The organism is Acidovorax sp. AC410 (genome assembly GCF_979253235.1).
The window spans coordinates 2035682-2050943 of sequence record NZ_CEEDCG010000001.1; the positions used below are offsets into that span (position 1 = coordinate 2035682).

Annotated in this window: 15 protein-coding genes; 7 read left to right on the top strand and 8 right to left on the bottom strand. The window is 70.2% G+C overall.

Features of this window, described 5'->3' with window-relative positions; genetic code table 11:
- Together hpxZ and AC0IZS_RS09455 are read left to right on the top strand one after the other, a co-directional pair.
- Positions 1-390 (top strand): oxalurate catabolism protein HpxZ, encoded by a 390-nt coding sequence (gene hpxZ, locus AC0IZS_RS09450; RefSeq protein ID WP_471635404.1) that lies wholly within the window; start codon positions 1-3, stop codon positions 388-390.
- A 41-nt stretch (positions 391-431) separates the two neighbouring features.
- Positions 432-2021, top strand: coding sequence for a gamma-glutamyltransferase family protein (locus AC0IZS_RS09455; protein ID WP_471635405.1), 1590 nt, complete (start codon positions 432-434; stop codon positions 2019-2021).
- An 11-nt stretch (positions 2022-2032) separates the two neighbouring features.
- Here AC0IZS_RS09455 and AC0IZS_RS09460 read toward each other — a convergent pair whose 3' ends face one another.
- Positions 2033-2458, bottom strand: coding sequence for a hotdog fold thioesterase (locus tag AC0IZS_RS09460; protein WP_057200328.1), 426 nt, complete (start codon positions 2456-2458; stop codon positions 2033-2035).
- A gap of 165 nt (positions 2459-2623) precedes the next feature.
- On the opposite strand from AC0IZS_RS09460, the gene AC0IZS_RS09465 reads away from it, so the two are divergent.
- Positions 2624-3367 carry a zf-TFIIB domain-containing protein gene (locus tag AC0IZS_RS09465; protein WP_471635406.1) on the top strand — a complete coding sequence of 248 codons (744 nt, stop codon included), beginning with the start codon at positions 2624-2626 and terminating at the stop codon, positions 3365-3367.
- Here AC0IZS_RS09465 and ubiM read toward each other — a convergent pair.
- The 4 genes from ubiM to AC0IZS_RS09485 all read right to left on the bottom strand — a co-directional run bounded on the left by ubiM (position 3364) and on the right by AC0IZS_RS09485 (position 7080).
- Complete coding sequence (gene ubiM, locus AC0IZS_RS09470) at positions 3364-4635, bottom strand: 5-demethoxyubiquinol-8 5-hydroxylase UbiM (RefSeq protein WP_471635407.1); 1272 nt, start codon at positions 4633-4635, stop codon at positions 3364-3366. The genes AC0IZS_RS09465 and ubiM overlap by 4 nt on opposite strands.
- 73 nt (positions 4636-4708) lie before the next feature.
- Positions 4709-5146 (bottom strand): hypothetical protein, encoded by a 438-nt coding sequence (locus tag AC0IZS_RS09475; protein ID WP_471635408.1) that lies wholly within the window; start codon positions 5144-5146, stop codon positions 4709-4711.
- A 188-nt stretch (positions 5147-5334) separates the two neighbouring features.
- Positions 5335-6234 carry an alpha/beta fold hydrolase gene (locus AC0IZS_RS09480; protein ID WP_471635409.1) on the bottom strand — a complete coding sequence of 300 codons (900 nt, stop codon included), beginning with the start codon at positions 6232-6234 and terminating at the stop codon, positions 5335-5337.
- 240 nt (positions 6235-6474) lie between these two features.
- Entirely contained in the window at positions 6475-7080 is a 606-nt protein-coding gene (locus tag AC0IZS_RS09485; protein ID WP_471635410.1) for a TetR/AcrR family transcriptional regulator, read from the bottom strand.
- A 138-nt stretch (positions 7081-7218) separates the two neighbouring features.
- Here AC0IZS_RS09485 and AC0IZS_RS09490 point away from each other — a divergent pair, with 138 nt between their 5' ends.
- Complete coding sequence (locus tag AC0IZS_RS09490; RefSeq protein ID WP_471635411.1) at positions 7219-7458, top strand: DUF6139 family protein; 240 nt, start codon at positions 7219-7221, stop codon at positions 7456-7458.
- A gap of 141 nt (positions 7459-7599) precedes the next feature.
- A complete protein-coding gene (locus AC0IZS_RS09495) occupies positions 7600-9669 on the top strand; it encodes an acetoacetate--CoA ligase (RefSeq protein WP_471635412.1) in 2070 nt (689 codons plus the stop codon).
- Between the two features lie 213 nt (positions 9670-9882).
- On the opposite strand, the gene AC0IZS_RS09500 is transcribed toward AC0IZS_RS09495, so the two are convergent.
- Positions 9883-10890: a Bug family tripartite tricarboxylate transporter substrate binding protein gene (locus AC0IZS_RS09500; RefSeq protein ID WP_471635413.1), complete on the bottom strand. Its 1008-nt coding sequence runs from the start codon at positions 10888-10890 to the stop codon at positions 9883-9885.
- 51 nt (positions 10891-10941) lie between these two features.
- Positions 10942-12894 carry an acyl-CoA synthetase gene (locus tag AC0IZS_RS09505; protein WP_471635414.1) on the bottom strand — a complete coding sequence of 651 codons (1953 nt, stop codon included), beginning with the start codon at positions 12892-12894 and terminating at the stop codon, positions 10942-10944.
- A 362-nt stretch (positions 12895-13256) separates the two neighbouring features.
- On the opposite strand from AC0IZS_RS09505, the gene pssA reads away from it, so the two are divergent.
- Both pssA and AC0IZS_RS09515 read left to right on the top strand, forming a co-directional pair.
- A complete protein-coding gene (gene pssA, locus AC0IZS_RS09510) occupies positions 13257-13886 on the top strand; it encodes a CDP-diacylglycerol--serine O-phosphatidyltransferase (protein WP_436176331.1) in 630 nt (209 codons plus the stop codon).
- 24 nt (positions 13887-13910) lie between these two features.
- Positions 13911-14288 carry a hypothetical protein gene (locus AC0IZS_RS09515; RefSeq protein ID WP_471635415.1) on the top strand — a complete coding sequence of 126 codons (378 nt, stop codon included), beginning with the start codon at positions 13911-13913 and terminating at the stop codon, positions 14286-14288.
- 7 nt (positions 14289-14295) lie between these two features.
- On the opposite strand, the gene AC0IZS_RS09520 is transcribed toward AC0IZS_RS09515, so the two are convergent.
- A complete protein-coding gene (locus AC0IZS_RS09520) occupies positions 14296-15219 on the bottom strand; it encodes a DMT family transporter (RefSeq protein WP_471635416.1) in 924 nt (307 codons plus the stop codon).
- Positions 15220-15262 lie beyond the last annotated feature (43 nt).

The window sequence follows — 15262 nt, forward strand, 5'->3', positions numbered from 1 at the left end:
ATGGACGACCACACTGCCATCAACCTGCCCGATGTCCTCGCCGAGGTCACCGCCGCCTTTGCGCGCTACGAGCATGCCCTGGTCCACAACGAGGTGGAGGTGCTCGATGCCCTGTTCTTCCACGGTCCGAACACCGTGCGCTACGGCGCCACGGAATGCCTCTACGGCATCGACGCGATTCGCGCCTTCCGCAGCGGCCGTTCGGCGGCCGGCCTGGCGCGAACGCTGCGCAACACCGTCATCACGACCTACGGGCGCGACTTTGCCACCGCCAGCACCGAGTTCACGCGCGAAGGCAGCGCGCGCACGGGCCGCCAGCAGCAGACCTGGGTGCGCATGCCCGGCCAGGGTTGGTGTGTTGTTGCAGCCCATGTATCGTTGATGGATTGACCGACAAACGACGGACCGACCGATACCCAGGAGACTTCTCGATGTTGCACAGCCTGCAAAGCCGCGGTGGCATGGTCACCGCCCCCCACCACCTGGCCGCACAGGCCGGCGCCGCCGTGCTGCGCGAGGGTGGCAACGCGGTGGAGGCCATGGTCGCGACAGCCGCCGCCATCGCCGTGGTCTACCCGCACATGAACAGCCTGGGCGGTGATGGCTTCTGGCTCATCCACACGCCCGGCACGGCGGCCCCGGTCGCAGTGCGCGCCTGTGGCGGCGCGGCGCAGGCAGCGGACGCGGCTTTCTACCAGGCGCATGGCGATGCGGCCATCCCCACGCGCGGGCCGCGCGCGGCGCTCACCGTGGCCGGTGCCATCGGCGGCTGGGCCGAAGCCCTGGAAGTGGCGCGCGCTTGGGGCGGCAAGCCCCTGCCGCTGGCGCGCCTGCTCGAAGACGCCATCCGCCATGCGCGCGAGGGCATGCCCATCACCACCTCCCAGGTCGAGCTGACCCGCACCAAGTGGGCCGAGCTCGAACATGTGCCCGGCTTTGCCGCCGCCTTCGCGCCCGAGGGCCAGCCGCGCCGCGGCGACACCTTGCGCCAGCCGCGCATCGCCGCCACCTTGCAGCGCCTGGCCGAGGCCGGGCTGCACGACTTCTACCGCGGCGACCTGGCGCGCAGCATGGCGCGCGACCTGCAGGCCCTGGGCAGCCCGCTGGCGCTGGCCGACCTGGAGGGCTGGCAGGCCCAACGGGTGGCACCGCTGTCGGTGCAGCTGTCGGCCGGCAGTGTGTTCAACCAGCCGCCGCCCACGCAGGGCGTGTCCTCGCTGGCCATCCTGGGCCTGTTCGACCGCCTGGGCGTGGGCCAGGCCGAGGGCTTTGACCATGTGCACGGCCTGGTGGAATCCACCAAGCGGGCCTTCGCCTGGCGTAACCGGCATGTGGGCGACCCGGTCTATATGCGTGCCGACCCGGTGGCCTTCCTGCAGACAGCGTCGCTCGACGCCGAGGCGGCGCGCATCGACAAGGTCCGCGCCGCGCCCTGGCCGGAGCCCACGGAGCCCGGCGACACGGTGTGGATGGGTGCTGCCGATGCGCAGGGCAATGTCGTCAGCTACATCCAGAGCATCTACTGGGAGTTCGGCAGCGGCATCGTGCTGCCCGAGACCGGCCTGCACTGGCAGAACCGCGGTGCCTCGTTCACGCTGGGCGCCGGGCCCAACCAGCTGGCGCCCGGGCGCCTGCCGTTCCACACCCTCAACCCGGCGCTGGCCCACCTGAAAGACGGGCGCGTGCTGGCCTACGGCACCATGGGCGGCGAGGGCCAGCCGCAGACGCAGGCGGCGGTGTTCACGCGCCACGTGCTCTTCGGCCAGGACATGCAGGCCGCGGTGACCGCACCGCGCTGGCTGCTGGGCCGCACCTGGGGCGAGCACTCCACCAACCTCAAGCTCGAATCGCGCGCGGACCCGGCCCTGGTGGACCAGTTGCGCGCCGCCGGCCACGACGTGCAGGTGGTGGGTGCCTTCGAGGACATGATGGGCCATGCCGGGGCGGTGGCGTTCCACCCCGACGGGCGCATCGAGGGCGCGACCGACCCACGCGCCGACGGGGTCTGCGCGGCCGTTTAGGCCGTATTGCCTCAGCGCGGCGCCAGGATCGCCATGGTGATGCGCGACACGCAGGTCATCTCGCCAGCGTCGTTGACCATGTCGATCTGCCACACATGCGTGGTGCGGCCGATGTGCACCGGGCGGGCCGTGCCCGTCACCCAGCCGCTCTGGGTGGAGCGCAGGTGGTTGGCGTTGATGTCGAGGCCCACGGCGCGGTAGCCCTCGGGGCAGGAGTGGGCTGCGCCCACCGAGCCCAGGGTTTCGGCCAACACCACGCTCACGCCGCCGTGCAGCAGGCCATAGGGCTGGTGGGTGCGCTCGTCCACGGGCACGCGGCCGCGCACGAAGTCGTCGCCGACTTCCAGGAACTCGATGCCCAGGTGCGGCACGGCCGTGCGCAGGCTGTGGTGGGTGAGCGATTCGACGGTGATGGGTTTCTTCCAGATGGCAGGCATCGTTCTTTTCTTTCTCGCAAGGGTGAACAGGGCCCCTTGTTGGTTGGCAAATGGGCTTGCCATTGTGCTTCGGTTCAAGGGTCCGGGGCTTGGGCCGCGTCGCCTGCGGGTCAGCTGGCCGGCGCGCTACCATGGCTGCATTCCCGTCGGCTTTCCACCCGTCCCATGCAGCACCTTCCCTCTTGCCCCTCCTGCCGCCAGCCCATGGAAGCGCACCAGTTCGCCACCAACCAGGGCGGCACGCAGACGCTCGACCTGTGCTTTGCCTGCCAGGGCATCTGGTTCGACCGCCACGAGAACCTCAAGCTTGCGCCGGCGGCCGTGGTGGAGCTGTTCAGGTTGCTGCACGAGCACCGCACGGACGAGCGGCGTCCGTTGCAGAACAGCCTGGCCTGCCCGCGCTGCGTGCGCCCGCTGGCACACGGTTTCGACCTGGTGCGCAGCGGCCGCTACGTGCTCTACCGCTGCGCCAGCCAGCATGGCCGCTTCAGCACCTTCTCGTCCTTCATGGTGGAGAAGGGCTTCGTGCGCCACATGACCAAGCCCGAAGTGGCCGACCTCGCCAAGCGCGTGGGTGCCATCTACTGCACGGGCTGCGGCTCGCCGGTGGACATCCGCAAGGACCACGCCTGCCCCTACTGCCGCGCTGCGTTCTCGCTGATCGACCCCGAGGCCGTGAAAAGCGCGCTGGAGGGCTATGCCCAGGCCGGTCAGCGCGCCGCCCAACTGCACCCGCCCCAGCGCACCGATCTGGCGGACGCACTGGTGTCGCTGGAGCGCGACCGCACGCGCGCCGAGCGCGAGCGGCAGAAAGAGCGCTTCACCAGCGCCAATGCGTCCGACGCGGGCGTCACCGGCGATCTGCTCGTGGCCGGGGTGGCCCTGGTCTGGGGCATGCTGAGTTCTTAGTCCCAGGGCCGCAGCGCGGTCCGGTGCGGTGCGGCAGCGAGCGCGCCCATGCGCCCGGTGAGCTGCCCCACGATGGCCGCCTGCAGCGGTGGCAGGTGCCGCGCCAACTGCAGCACGCCCTGGCGCAGCAGGCGTGGCACGGGCCGGGCATCGGTGTACAAGCGCACGATGGCATTCGTGCCCTGGTACATCGGCCAGGCATGGCGGTGGTGGGCGCTGGCATAGCGGGCCAGGGCCGCCCCGTGGCCCGGGTCGTGGCCCAGGTGGCGGCCTGCGACCAGAGCGCCGACCAGGCGCTCCACGCCCGCAAGCCCCAGGTTGAAGCCATGCGCCGTCACCGGGTGCATGCCCACGGCGGCGTCGCCCAGCAGCGCGCAGCGCGGCCCGGCAAAGCGCCGGGCATACACGCCGACCAGCGGGTAGGCATGGCGCTCGCCGTCCAGTGCCATGGGTCCCAGCCGCAACTGGAACTGGGCCTGCACCTGTGCGGCAAAGGCCTCGGGCGGCAGGGCCATCAAGGCAGCGGCATCGGCGGCCCCGGCCGTGACCACCACCGAGCACACGGGCTGGCCATCCGGGGCGTCGGGCAGGGGCAGGATGGCCAGCGTGCGCTCGTAGCCAAAGCATTCGTGGGCCGTGCCGCCATGGGGCAGGGCATGGCGCATGCGGCAGACGATGACCGTGCGGCCGAAGTCGGTGATGTCCGCGCCGATGCCCAACTGGCGGCGCGTGGCCGAAAAACGGCTGTCGGCCGCCACCAGCAGGGGCGCGCGCAGTTGCAGCGTCTGCGAGGCGCCGCTGCCTTCGGCTGGGGCCAGCGTGCAGTCGAGTTCGGCATGCTCGGCCCCGGTGGCGACCCGGTGCACCTGCGCGCCGGTGAGGATGCGCACGCCCGCCATGCGGGTGGCCACCGCATGGGCCGTGCGCCGCAGCGCGTGGTTGGAGACGATGGCGCCCAGCGCCTGCGCGCCGTCGGTGCGCAGCCGCAGGGGGCCGTGGCGACCCAGGGGGCCATCGTGTACCTGGGCCTCGCGGATCGTGCCGCGTTCGTGCGCCTGCAGGCCAGCCCAGGTGCCCAGACGCTGCAAGGTGGCCACGCTGGGGTGGGTGAGCGCGATCTCGCGGCCGTCGGGCGCCGGGTTGGCCAGTGCCGCCTCGGGCTGCTGCTCCACCACCGTGGTGCCGAAGCCGGCCTGCGCCAGGGCAATGGCGAGCGAAAGCCCGGCGGGACCGCCGCCCACGATGAGAACGTCACTTCGGGAAGTCATGGCACTAGGGCGCACCCGCTGTGGATGCGTGCCCATTGTGCTGCCCCCGTGCCAGCAGGGGCTTTGCCGTGGGTCAAGCCTTGCGCGACTTGCTGGCTGCCTTGGCCGGCTTTTTCTTCTTGCCAGCACCCGATTTGCCGCCGCCGCGCAGGTGCAGCACCCAGGCCACCAGCAGCCACAGGAAGGACAGCGGCACGGAATACGCAGCCATCGCGGCCAGCGACAGCGGCGGCGCCGAGATGGAGCGTGGGTTGGCAATGGTCTGCAGCAGCTGGCGCGTGCCGTCGCCCAGCGCCGGCGTGCCCTGCACACCGCCCGTGCGCGACATGCGCGCGGCCATGAAGAGCATGAACTCCATGAGCAGCGCACCGATCAGGAAACAGGCCACCAGGGCCAGCAGCTGCAGGAAGGCCCGCCGATCCCCTCGGGCGAGAAAGAAAATGGCGGACAGCACGACCAGGGCGAGCAACACCCAGACCAGGATGGGCCAGGCGGACATGAGCAGGGGCATCGGGAATTCGGGTCGGCAGGAACAGGCTGCCGATCATAGGCCTGCAGGCCGGGTCCTATCGGTTTTTCATGGTGCGTCGTATAACCCGCAACGCACGGTACTGGCGTGGCCAAGGCCAGTGCCCCCGCGCAAGGGCCGCCCCGCCGCGCTGGGGGCGTCCCCCTTTCAGGGGGAAGGCGCGAAGCGACTCAGGGGGTCTTCCGTATGAAATCCGCCACGGCGCGCAGCACGGCCTCGTCCTGCAGCAGCTTGCGGTGGCCCAGCCCGTCGGTGGCCAGCAGTTGCGCGCCCGCGATGTGGTCGCGGTAGGCCTCGCCATCGGCAAAGCGGTTGATGCGGTCGCCCCGATCGTGTACGACCAGGGTGGGCTGGGCGATGCGTGGCCCCACGGCCTGGGGCTCGAACTGGGGCATGAGGATGCCTTCGCGCGCCTCGATGTGGCGCTCCATCGCGGCGCGCGTGGCCTCGGTCAGGCCGAACACCTGCGCGAACAGCCGCGTGTACTCACGCGGCGATGCGGGCGGCGCCAGCAGCACCAGCCGGGCGGCCGGCAGGCCCCGGCTGGCGGCATGGGCCGCCGCGTTCGCCGCCAGCGAGTGCGCCACGACGGCGGCCAGCGTGTCACCCCGGGCCTGCAGGCGCGCGCTGGCGTATTCGAGGGCACGGGCGAACTGCGGCAGGTTGCTCACCCGTCCGCGGCTGCCGCCGTGTGCGGGCAGGTCCACCAGCACCGGGCGCATGCCGCGCGCGGCCAGGGCTTCGGCCAGGGGCAGCATGTGCCGCGCATGCCCGCCCCAGCCATGGGACAGCAGCACCACGGGACCATCGGTGGGCAGGTCGCTCTGGGTATAGAGCGTGATCTCGGCGTCCTCGAAAGGCCAGCGCTCCGCCTGCCAGCCTGCGGCGGGCGGGGCCCGGTGGCCGCTCCTGCGCAAGGGCAGGGGCGTGCCGAAGAGGCGGTAGGCGCTGCGCACGGCAAGCCGGGGCCACAGGCGTTGCGCCGTGCCCAGCGCCAGGCGCACCAGGCGCATGCCGGCATGCGCGCCGTAGAAGTTCGAGGTGGCCTGTACGGCGGTGGACTGGCTCATGGTGGGGCTCCGAAAGCGATGGACGGGGGTGAAGCGGGCGGCGGCGGGTCAGTAGAAGACCCAGTCACGGTTGCTGCGCGGAAGGCCGGCAAGTGCCTTGCGCAGCCCATGGATGGCGCCTGCGATGGCGGCGATTGCCGCAATGCCACAAAGGATCAGCATGGTGGTTTTCTTTCTTCGCACGACTGTGCGAAATTTGGGCGTACAAGAACAAGGGTTGCCATGGCGCATGCCCGGGTGTCAGGCGGTCTGGTAACTCTTGACGAGGCGCGCCCAGGACGCCTCGGTGCGGTGCACTGCCTGCGGATCGCGCAGGAAGCGGACATCGTGCAACAGGCCCATCATCAGGGCGTAGATCTCGGCGACCAGTTGGTCGGCCGGGGTGTCGCCAGGCAGGTGCCCGGCTTCGGTGGCCTGCAGCACGGTGCGGCGCAGCGCGGCACGCCAGCGCGTGATCTCGGAGTGCAGCAGGTCGCGCAACTCGCCGGTGCGGTCGTCGAGTTCGAAGGCCCCGGCGATGTAGATGCAGCCCGTGAAGGCCTCCACATCGCGGGTGCGAGCGATCCACCGGCGCACGATCTCGTTCAGGCGTGGCAGGCCCTTGGGCTGCTGCATGGCGGGCACGAACACCTGGGCCAGGAAGCTGCGACCGTACTCTTCGATCACGGCCTTCTGCAGCGCCTCGCGCGAACCGGCGCGCGAGAACACGCCACTCTTGGACAGGCCCACGCGGTCGGCCACGGCCTGCAGGGTGATCGATTCCAGCCCGTCGGCCGCGGCCACGTCCAGCGCGGCGCCGATGATGGCGGCGCGCGTGAGCTCGGCTTTCTGGGTCTTGGCATCCATGGCCGAAATTTAGCACAACTGTGCTAAAAAAGAGGCACCTGTTCCGACATGGCCCTGCCGGCAGCGCGAGTTTTTCCTACGGCGTGTTCCCCGCATGGGCAGTAGAGTGGGCCTTTTGTAACCGCCAAAGGACCAACCATGCGCGTGGACATCTACCGTCGGGCCGAAGCTGAGGGCCGTTTCTCCCACCTTGCCGTGCCGGAAGGAAAGCGGATTCCGGAGGAAGCGACGAACACGGATTGGGACACCGAGGTGAAAGGCCAGGACCTGGACGAAGATGCCGAGCGCTGGGACCACTACGGAATCGTCAAGCCCGGGGCCCAGCTCAAGGAGAAGGGCTACGCGATCACGGGCCTGCATGAACCGGAAGGTGCCTGACCCCGGCGCTTGCGCAGCCGGGTGACTGGCGCATGGCCAGGAGGCCAGCCGCAGGAGTGCGCGGTCGCTCCAGGAGGGTTTGTCAATCCGGTGACGGCGCCATATGGCACGCCTGCGCCAGCGCTGGTACGCTGCGTCGCCATGGAGACAAACAACACCCCCCCGTTCATTCCCCAGATCCGCCTGTACCAGGACTGGCTACGCGAGCAGCGTGGCCTGGCCTTCGACAGCTACGACGCGCTGTGGCGCTGGTCCACTACCGAGCTCGACGCCTTCTGGCACAGCGTCTGGGATTATTTCGAGATCGAGTCGCCCACGCCGCCCACGGTGGCGTTGGCGAAGAACTCCATGCCGGGGGCCGAGTGGTTCCCGGGCGTGCAGCTCAACTACGCGCGCCAGGCGCTGCGGCATGTGCAGGCGGCCCATGCCGCCGGCCTGCCGGCCATCGTCAGCCGCAATGAAAAGGGGCAGCACCGCGAGCTGGCCTGGCCCGAGCTGCGCCGCCAGGTGGCCGCGCTGGCGCTGCACCTCAAGGCCCAGGGCGTGCAGCCCGGCGACCGCGTGGCCGCCTACCTGCCCAACATCCCCGAGGCCATGACCGCCCTGCTGGCCACGGTGAGCATCGGCGCCGTGTGGAGCATCTGCGCGCCCGACATGGGGACCCATGCGGTGCTCGACCGCTTCCGCCAGATCGAGCCCACGGTGCTGATCGGCGTGGACGGCATCACCTACGGCGGGCGCGACCACGACCGCACGGGCGTGCTCACCGAGCTGCGCGCAGCCCTGCCCAGCGTGCAGCACGCCATCCTGGTGCCCAACCTCGATGCGGGGGCCGCGTTGCCCGGCTGGTCCGACTGGGCCGCCGACGTGGCGGCCAGCGGCCCGGCGGTCGACGCCTTCGAGCCCGCGTGGATGCCCTTCGATCATCCGCTGTGGATCGTCTACTCCAGCGGCACCACCGGCCTGCCCAAGCCCATCGTGCATGGCCATGGCGGCATGGTGCTGGTGGCGCTGCAGCTCAAGGTGCTGCACAACGACATCGGCTGCAGCTACGAGGCCAACAGCTTTGGCGAGCGCTACCACTGGTACAGCTCCACCGGCTGGGTGATGTGGAACGCCCAGGCCAGCGGCCTGCTCTCGGGCACCACCTGCGTGATCTACGACGGCAACCCGGGTGGCAGCAAGGACCGGCCCGACTGGGGCACGCTGTGGCGCTTTGCGGCCGAGACGGGGGTGACCTTCTTCGGCGCGGGTGCGGCCTTCTTTGCCAACTGCATGAAGTCGGGGCTGGAGCTGGCGGCCTGCGGTGAGCTTTCGCGCGTGCGCGCCCTGGGCACCACGGGCTCCCCGCTCTCGCCCGAGGTGCAGGCCTGGGGCACGGCGCAGTTCGCGCGCATCGGCACGCCGGACATCTGGTGGAACAACATCTCCGGCGGTACGGACTTCTGCGGCGCCTTCATCGGCGGCCACCGCGAGATGCCCCAGGTGCCCGGCGAAATGCAGTGCCGCATGCTGGGCGCCGCGGTGGAAGCGTGGAACGCCCAGGGCGAGCCCGTGAAGGACGAGGTGGGCGAGCTGGTTTGCGTGCAGCCGATACCCTCCATGCCCCTGTACCTGTGGAACGACCCCAAGGGCGAGCGCTACCTGGCCAGCTACTTCGACATGTACCCGCCCGGTCATGGCCGCCGGCCCGGCGGCGGCGACACGGGGCCCGAGGCCGGCGCCGTCTGGCGCCATGGCGACTGGCTCAAGATCGATGGCGCCAGCGGCGGCTGCATCATCTACGGCCGCTCGGACGCGACCATCAACCGCCACGGCCTGCGCATGGGCACGAGCGAGATCTACAGCGCCGTGGAGGCCCTGCCCGAGGTGCTCGACAGCATGGTCGTCGACCTCGAATACCTGGGCCGCGAAAGCTACATGCCGCTGTTCGTGGTGCTGCGCGAAGGCGTGCTGCTCGACGAGGCCACGCGCCAGCGCCTGAACGGCGCCGTGCGCACCGCACTGAGCCCGCGCTTCGTGCCCGACGACATCTTCCAGGTGCCCGAGATCCCGCGCACCCTGAGCGGCAAGAAGCAGGAGCTGCCCATCAAGAAACTCCTGCTGGGCCAGCCCATCGAGAAGGTCGTCAACAAGGACGCCATGGCCAACCCGGGCTGCCTGGACTGGTACGTGGCGTTTGCCAACCAGCGAGCCGCGGACGCGACCTAGGGGAAGCCAGCCTCTGAGAAGGCACGGCGCAGGCCAGTGCCCCCGTGCAAGGGCCGCCCCGCCGCACCGGGGGCGTCCCCCGGCCCGTATTGCGCAGCAATGCGGGAGAGGGGGCTGAGTGCCGCGGCTCCAAGCCTGCCTGCGCAGGCTTGGACGGCAACGAAGAGCGGCCGCCTCTGGCGGACGCACCGTGACGCGAAGCGGCTCAGCGGGTTAGTCCAATTTCGCGCCGGATTGTTTGATCAAACGCTCCCACACCGGCCGCTCCTTCATGTACGCGGCCTTGAACTCGGCTGGTGAACTGGCCTTGACCTCGAAGCCCATGCCGGCGATGCGCTGGGCCACGTCGGGCAACTGCACAGCCTTGCGCACCTCGGCGGCCAGGCGCTCCAGGATGGCCGGTGGCGTGTTGGCTGGTGCGGCAAAGGCCAGCCAGCCGGCCACGCGGTAGGCCTCGTCGGTCATGCCCTGCTCGGCCAGCGTGGGCACGTTGGGCAGGATACCCATGCGCCGCTCGCCGGTCACGCCCAGCGCCTTGAGCTTGCCGGCGTCGATGTGCGCCTTGGCCACCAGCGCGCTGGCGTAGGCCATCTGGATCTGGCCGCCGATCAGGTCCTGCACCATGGGCGCTTCGCCCCGGTAGGCCACGTGGCTCATGTCGGCGTTCTGCGTCAAGCTCATGTAGGCGCCCGCCAGGTGCGGGTAGGCACCCGTGCCGTAGGAGCCATAGGCGACCTTGCCCTTGTTGGCGGCAGCGTACTTGAGCAGTTCGGGGCCGGTGGCCACGGGCACGCTGGGGTGGGCCACCAGCACCAGCGGGGCGATGGCGATCTGGTAGATCAGCGCCAGGTCGCGCTGCGGGTCGTAGGGCAGCTTTTCGTAGAGGAACTGGTTGGTCAGCAGCGAATTGCTCAGGCCCAGCACGATGGTGTAGCCATCGGGCGCGGCCTTGGCCACGGCATCGGTGCCGATGATGCCGGCCGCGCCGGGCTTGTTGTCCACCACCAGGGGCTGGCCCAGTCCGGGCGCCATCTTCTCGGCCAGCACGCGGGCCAGCACGTCGGTGGCGCCGCCCGGGGCAAACGGCACCACCACCTTGATCGGTTTGGTGGGGTAGGCGGGTTGCTGGGCCAGCGCGGTCGTGCCGGCGAGGCTGCCGAGGGCCAGCACGGCTGCGCCGAGCCAGGTGCGCCGTTGGAGGGTTGTCGGGGAAGTGGGCATGGTGTCTTGTCTCCTGGAATCGTTATGGGGGGTCGCTCGGTGAAAAAAATCTCAGGCACCGGGTGGTGACAGCACCACCTGCACCTTGACGGGCAGGGGCTCCAGCACCTGGCGCAGGCGTTCCCGCAGTGCCTGCGAGCCCGTCGCCGCGGCATCGACGGTGACACGCACGGCGCTTTCACCCTCGGCCTGCACGGTGGGGTGCCCGGCCATGCCGAGTTCGGTGCACACACCGTCCACCAGCGCCTGCACGGTCTGGCAGGCGGCCTGCAGGCGCAGGGCGGGCTTGTAGATCTTGCCCACGTTGGTCACGGGCATGGTGTCCAGCACGGTGATGCGGCGCGGCCGGGCCACGGCCTCGTCCACGCCTGCGCTGGCGAAGGCCAGCAGCTCGGCCTCGCTGGCCTCCCGACCTGGCACCAGCGTGGCGAACACCACGGGCAACTCTCCCGCATAGGCATCGGGCGCACCCACGGCAGCGCACAGCTGCACGGCGGGGTGGGCGCCCAGGGCGTCCTCGATCACCTTCGGGTCGATGTTGTGGCCGCTGCGGATGATGAGGTCCTTGGAGCGCCCGCTCAGGTGCAGCCGGCCCTCGGCATCGACGAACCCCAGGTCGCCCGTGGCCAGCCAGCCATCGGCGGTGAAGGCCCGGGCCGTGTCGGCCGCATCGAGGAACCCCGAGAACAGGTTGGGCGAGTGGAACAGCACCATGCCCGGCTGGCCGGGCGGCATCTCCTGGTCCGAGGCATTGCCCTGCGCATCCAGCGCCACGATGCGCAGCCGCGTGTAGGGCAGGCGCCAGCCCACGCAGCCCGCGGGCGCGTTCACGCCCGGCGGCGTGATGGTGGAGATGCCGGCCATCTCCGTCATGCCCAGGCTCTCATGCACATGCAGGCCGAACAGGCGCGTGAAGCGCGCCGCGAGCTCGGGCGCCAGCACCGCCGCACCGGTGCGGCAGTAGCGCAGTGCCGAAATGTCGGCGCCGTCCAGTGGCACATTGGCCAGCGCTGCCAGCACCGTGGGCACGGCCGACAGGTAGGTGCAGCGGTAGCGCTCGGCCAGCCGCCAGTAGTTGGCGATGACCTGCCGGTTGCGGAACAGCCCGGTGGTCGGGATGATGGTTTCCACCCCGGCCGAGAGCGCCGCCAGCGCGCCGGGCAGCACGCCGGCCACGTGGAACAGCGGGTAGCCGTTGATGCCCGCGTCCTCGGGCCGCATGCCCTGCATCTGCACGCAGGCCCAGGCCGTGAACACCTGCGCGCCATGGCTGTGCCGCGCGAGCTTGGGCGCGCCCGTGGTGCCGCCGGTGTGGAAGTAGGCGGCGATGTCGCTGGCCGCGATGCGCCGCCCGCTCACCAGCCGGTCGTCGGGCTGGGCGCTGCGGCTGGCAAAGTCGATCACCCCATCGGGCAGCGGGCCGGCCGCGCCTGGCGCCTCGCCGTGCGGGGCCACGCGCAGCACCGTGCGCAGCGTGGGCACCTGCCCGCGCAGGCCCATGGCCTTGGTCCAGAAGCCCGAGTCGCCGTCCTCGCCATAGGCGATCAGCACCTTGGCACGGGCCAGGGTCATCATGGACGCCAGTTTTTCAGGCGTGAGCAGCGGGTTGAGCGGCTGCACGATGGCGGCCGCCTCGCCGCCCCACAGCGCCAGGTGGTATTCCAGGCAGCCGGGCAGCAGCACGGCCACGGCATCTTGAGGGCCCACGCCCAGGTCGTGCAGCAGGTTGGCCGTCTGGTGGATGCCGGCCAGCAGTTGCGCGTACGAGCAGCGCACGGGTTCGTCGGCCGGGTCGGCCGTGGGCAGAAAGCTCAGCGCCGTCTTGTCGCCAAAGGCATGGGCCGAGTTGCAGAAGATCTCGTAGGTGCTTTGCACCGGCAGCGCCTGGGCCAGCGGCAACGCCTCCAGGCGCTCCACGTCCTGCAGGCTGCGCACCAGGAATGCCGGGGCGAAGGGGGGCGACAGGGGCGGGCGCGCATGCGCAGTACCGAGGGTGGCCGTCATGGAGCAGGGGCCTCCATGCCTGCCGCGGCAGGGGTGAGGCCGGGCGACTGTTCGCTCCTGGCAGTGTGCATGGTGTTGTCTCCTGGCAAATCGGGTCCATCCTGAAAAACAGGTGGAGAGGCCATTGTTGGTGCGCGCCGATTTTTTGACAATCCTCTAAATGCATGGACAGTCCGTTCAAAAATCCTTGACAGTCAAGGGGGCTGGGCTGGGCCCTTCGGCCTGGGCGCTCTGGCGCATGTCCGCAAAGGTGAACCGCGCATTCCCACCCGCGCGGGTCATGTGCCTACAGGAAACGGCGCGCGCTGCCGCCCATAATGTGGCGTCACCACTTTCCCTGGCGCGACCGGAGCGCTCCCGACATGACCACTCCCCAACCCCATCCCAAGCGCTTTTCGATGATCCGCGAGTTCCACCTGGCCGACTGGTTCACGCTGGGCAACGCGGTGTGCGGCGTGGGTGCGCTGTTCTCGGCCATGACCTACCTGGCGACCGGAGAGGTGCTGCACGTCTACTTCGCCGCCGCCCTGGTGCTGGCGGCGCTGATCTTCGACGTGCTGGACGGCCGCATCGCGCGCTGGCGCCAGAAGAGCTCGGCCATGGGGCGCGAGCTCGACTCACTGGCCGACGTGATCTCTTTCGGCGTGGCGCCTGCCATCATGGCCTATGGCTGCGGCATGCAGGGCCTGTACGACCGCGTGGTGCTGGCCTACTTCGTGGCCTGCGGCGTCTCGCGCCTGGCGCGCTACAACGTCACGGCCGAAACGCTCTCGGGCGACGACGGCAAGGTCCGGTACTTCGAGGGCACGCCCATCCCCACCTCCATTGTGCTGGTGGCCCTGCTGGCCCTGGCCGGCTACATGGGCGCGCTGGGCGAGAACCTGTGGTTCGGCAAGGTGCTGGTTGGCGGCTTCACGCTGCATCCGCTGGTGCTGCTGTTTGCGGTTTCCGGCTCCTTGATGATCAGTCGCATCCGTATCCCGAAATTCTGACGCGCAGACCGATTCGACTCGCTTATGGCGAAGAAGTCCCCCAGGGCAAAGCCGGTTCAGCAAGCTACCGACCTGGAGGTGGACGGGGACAGGCGCGCTTCCAGCACGCGTCTGGCCCTGTACCTGGCAGGCGTCGCTGCGGTGGCCGCGTTCACCGGGGCGCTGCGGCTGCCTGCGGGCCGCTTCAGGACCCTGGCTGTGCTCAATGGTGGCCCATTGCTGCTCATGCTTGGGGCGCTGGTCTGCGCGGTGCTGGTCTTGGTGTCTGTGGCCGTGCAAGGCCCGGATCGGCGCAGCAATGCCGTGGAGTACGACGCTTTTCGCTGGCTGGTCGTGCGCCTGGGCCTGGCGCTTGCCGCGTCTTCTTTGCTTGCCCACCTCTATCTGGGCGTGCGTGGATAGGGCCGTTTCAGGCGGCAGCCGGCCTGCGATTGACCAGCACGATGCCCACCGCCACCAGCGCCAGGGCCACCACCAGCCCCGTGGTCACCGGCTCGCCCAGCCACCAGGCGCCGAACAGCAGCGCGAAGACCGGCGTCAGGAACACGAACACCGAGATGCGGGTGGCCGGGTAGTGGGCCAGCATCCACATCCAGGCCAGGTAGCTCACGAAGGCGCCTACCAGGGCCTGCACCAGCAGCGAACCCCAGGCGAAGGCGCTGAGGTGCCAGGTCCAGGTCTCGCCCAGCGCCAGGGACAGCAGGGGCAGCATGGCAGCGCTCACGCCCACCTGGTAGAAGAGCTGCTTGGCCGGGGCGACGCGCGCCAGCGGCGTGGTGCGGATGACCACCGTGGTCAGCGCCCACATCAGGCCGGCCGCCACGCCCAGCAGGTCGCCCACCCAGGCCAGGGGCAGGGCCTGGTTGGCCGGGCCCAGCATGCCGTCGCCCAGGGCCAGCCCCACGCCCACGAAGGCGGCGGCCAGGCCCAGCCATTGCCAGCCGCGCAGCCGTTCGCTGGGGATGAAGCGCGGCAGCAGCAGCGCCACCCAGAACGGCGCGCCGTACAGGAACACCGTGAGCCGCGAGGCGCTGGTGTACTGCAGGCCCACATAGATGCAGGCGAATTCGCCCGCGAACAGGGCCCCGGCGAGCAGCCCGGCACGCAGCGCGCCCGCGGGTTCGCCGCGGCTGGACAGGGGCACACCGCGCCACACGCACCACGCGGCGATGGCCAGGGCGGCCAGCACGAAGCGCACGGAAGCCTGGAACACCGGAGCCACCTCGGCCACCGTGGCCTTGACCAGCACCTGCTGGAAGCCCCAGAACATGCAGCAGGCAAGCAACAGGCCGACGGCCAGGGAATCGAGGTGGGTTTTGCGGGCAGTGGGCATCGGCCGATTATGGGAGGGGCATGCCAAGGCTGCCGGGCACGGC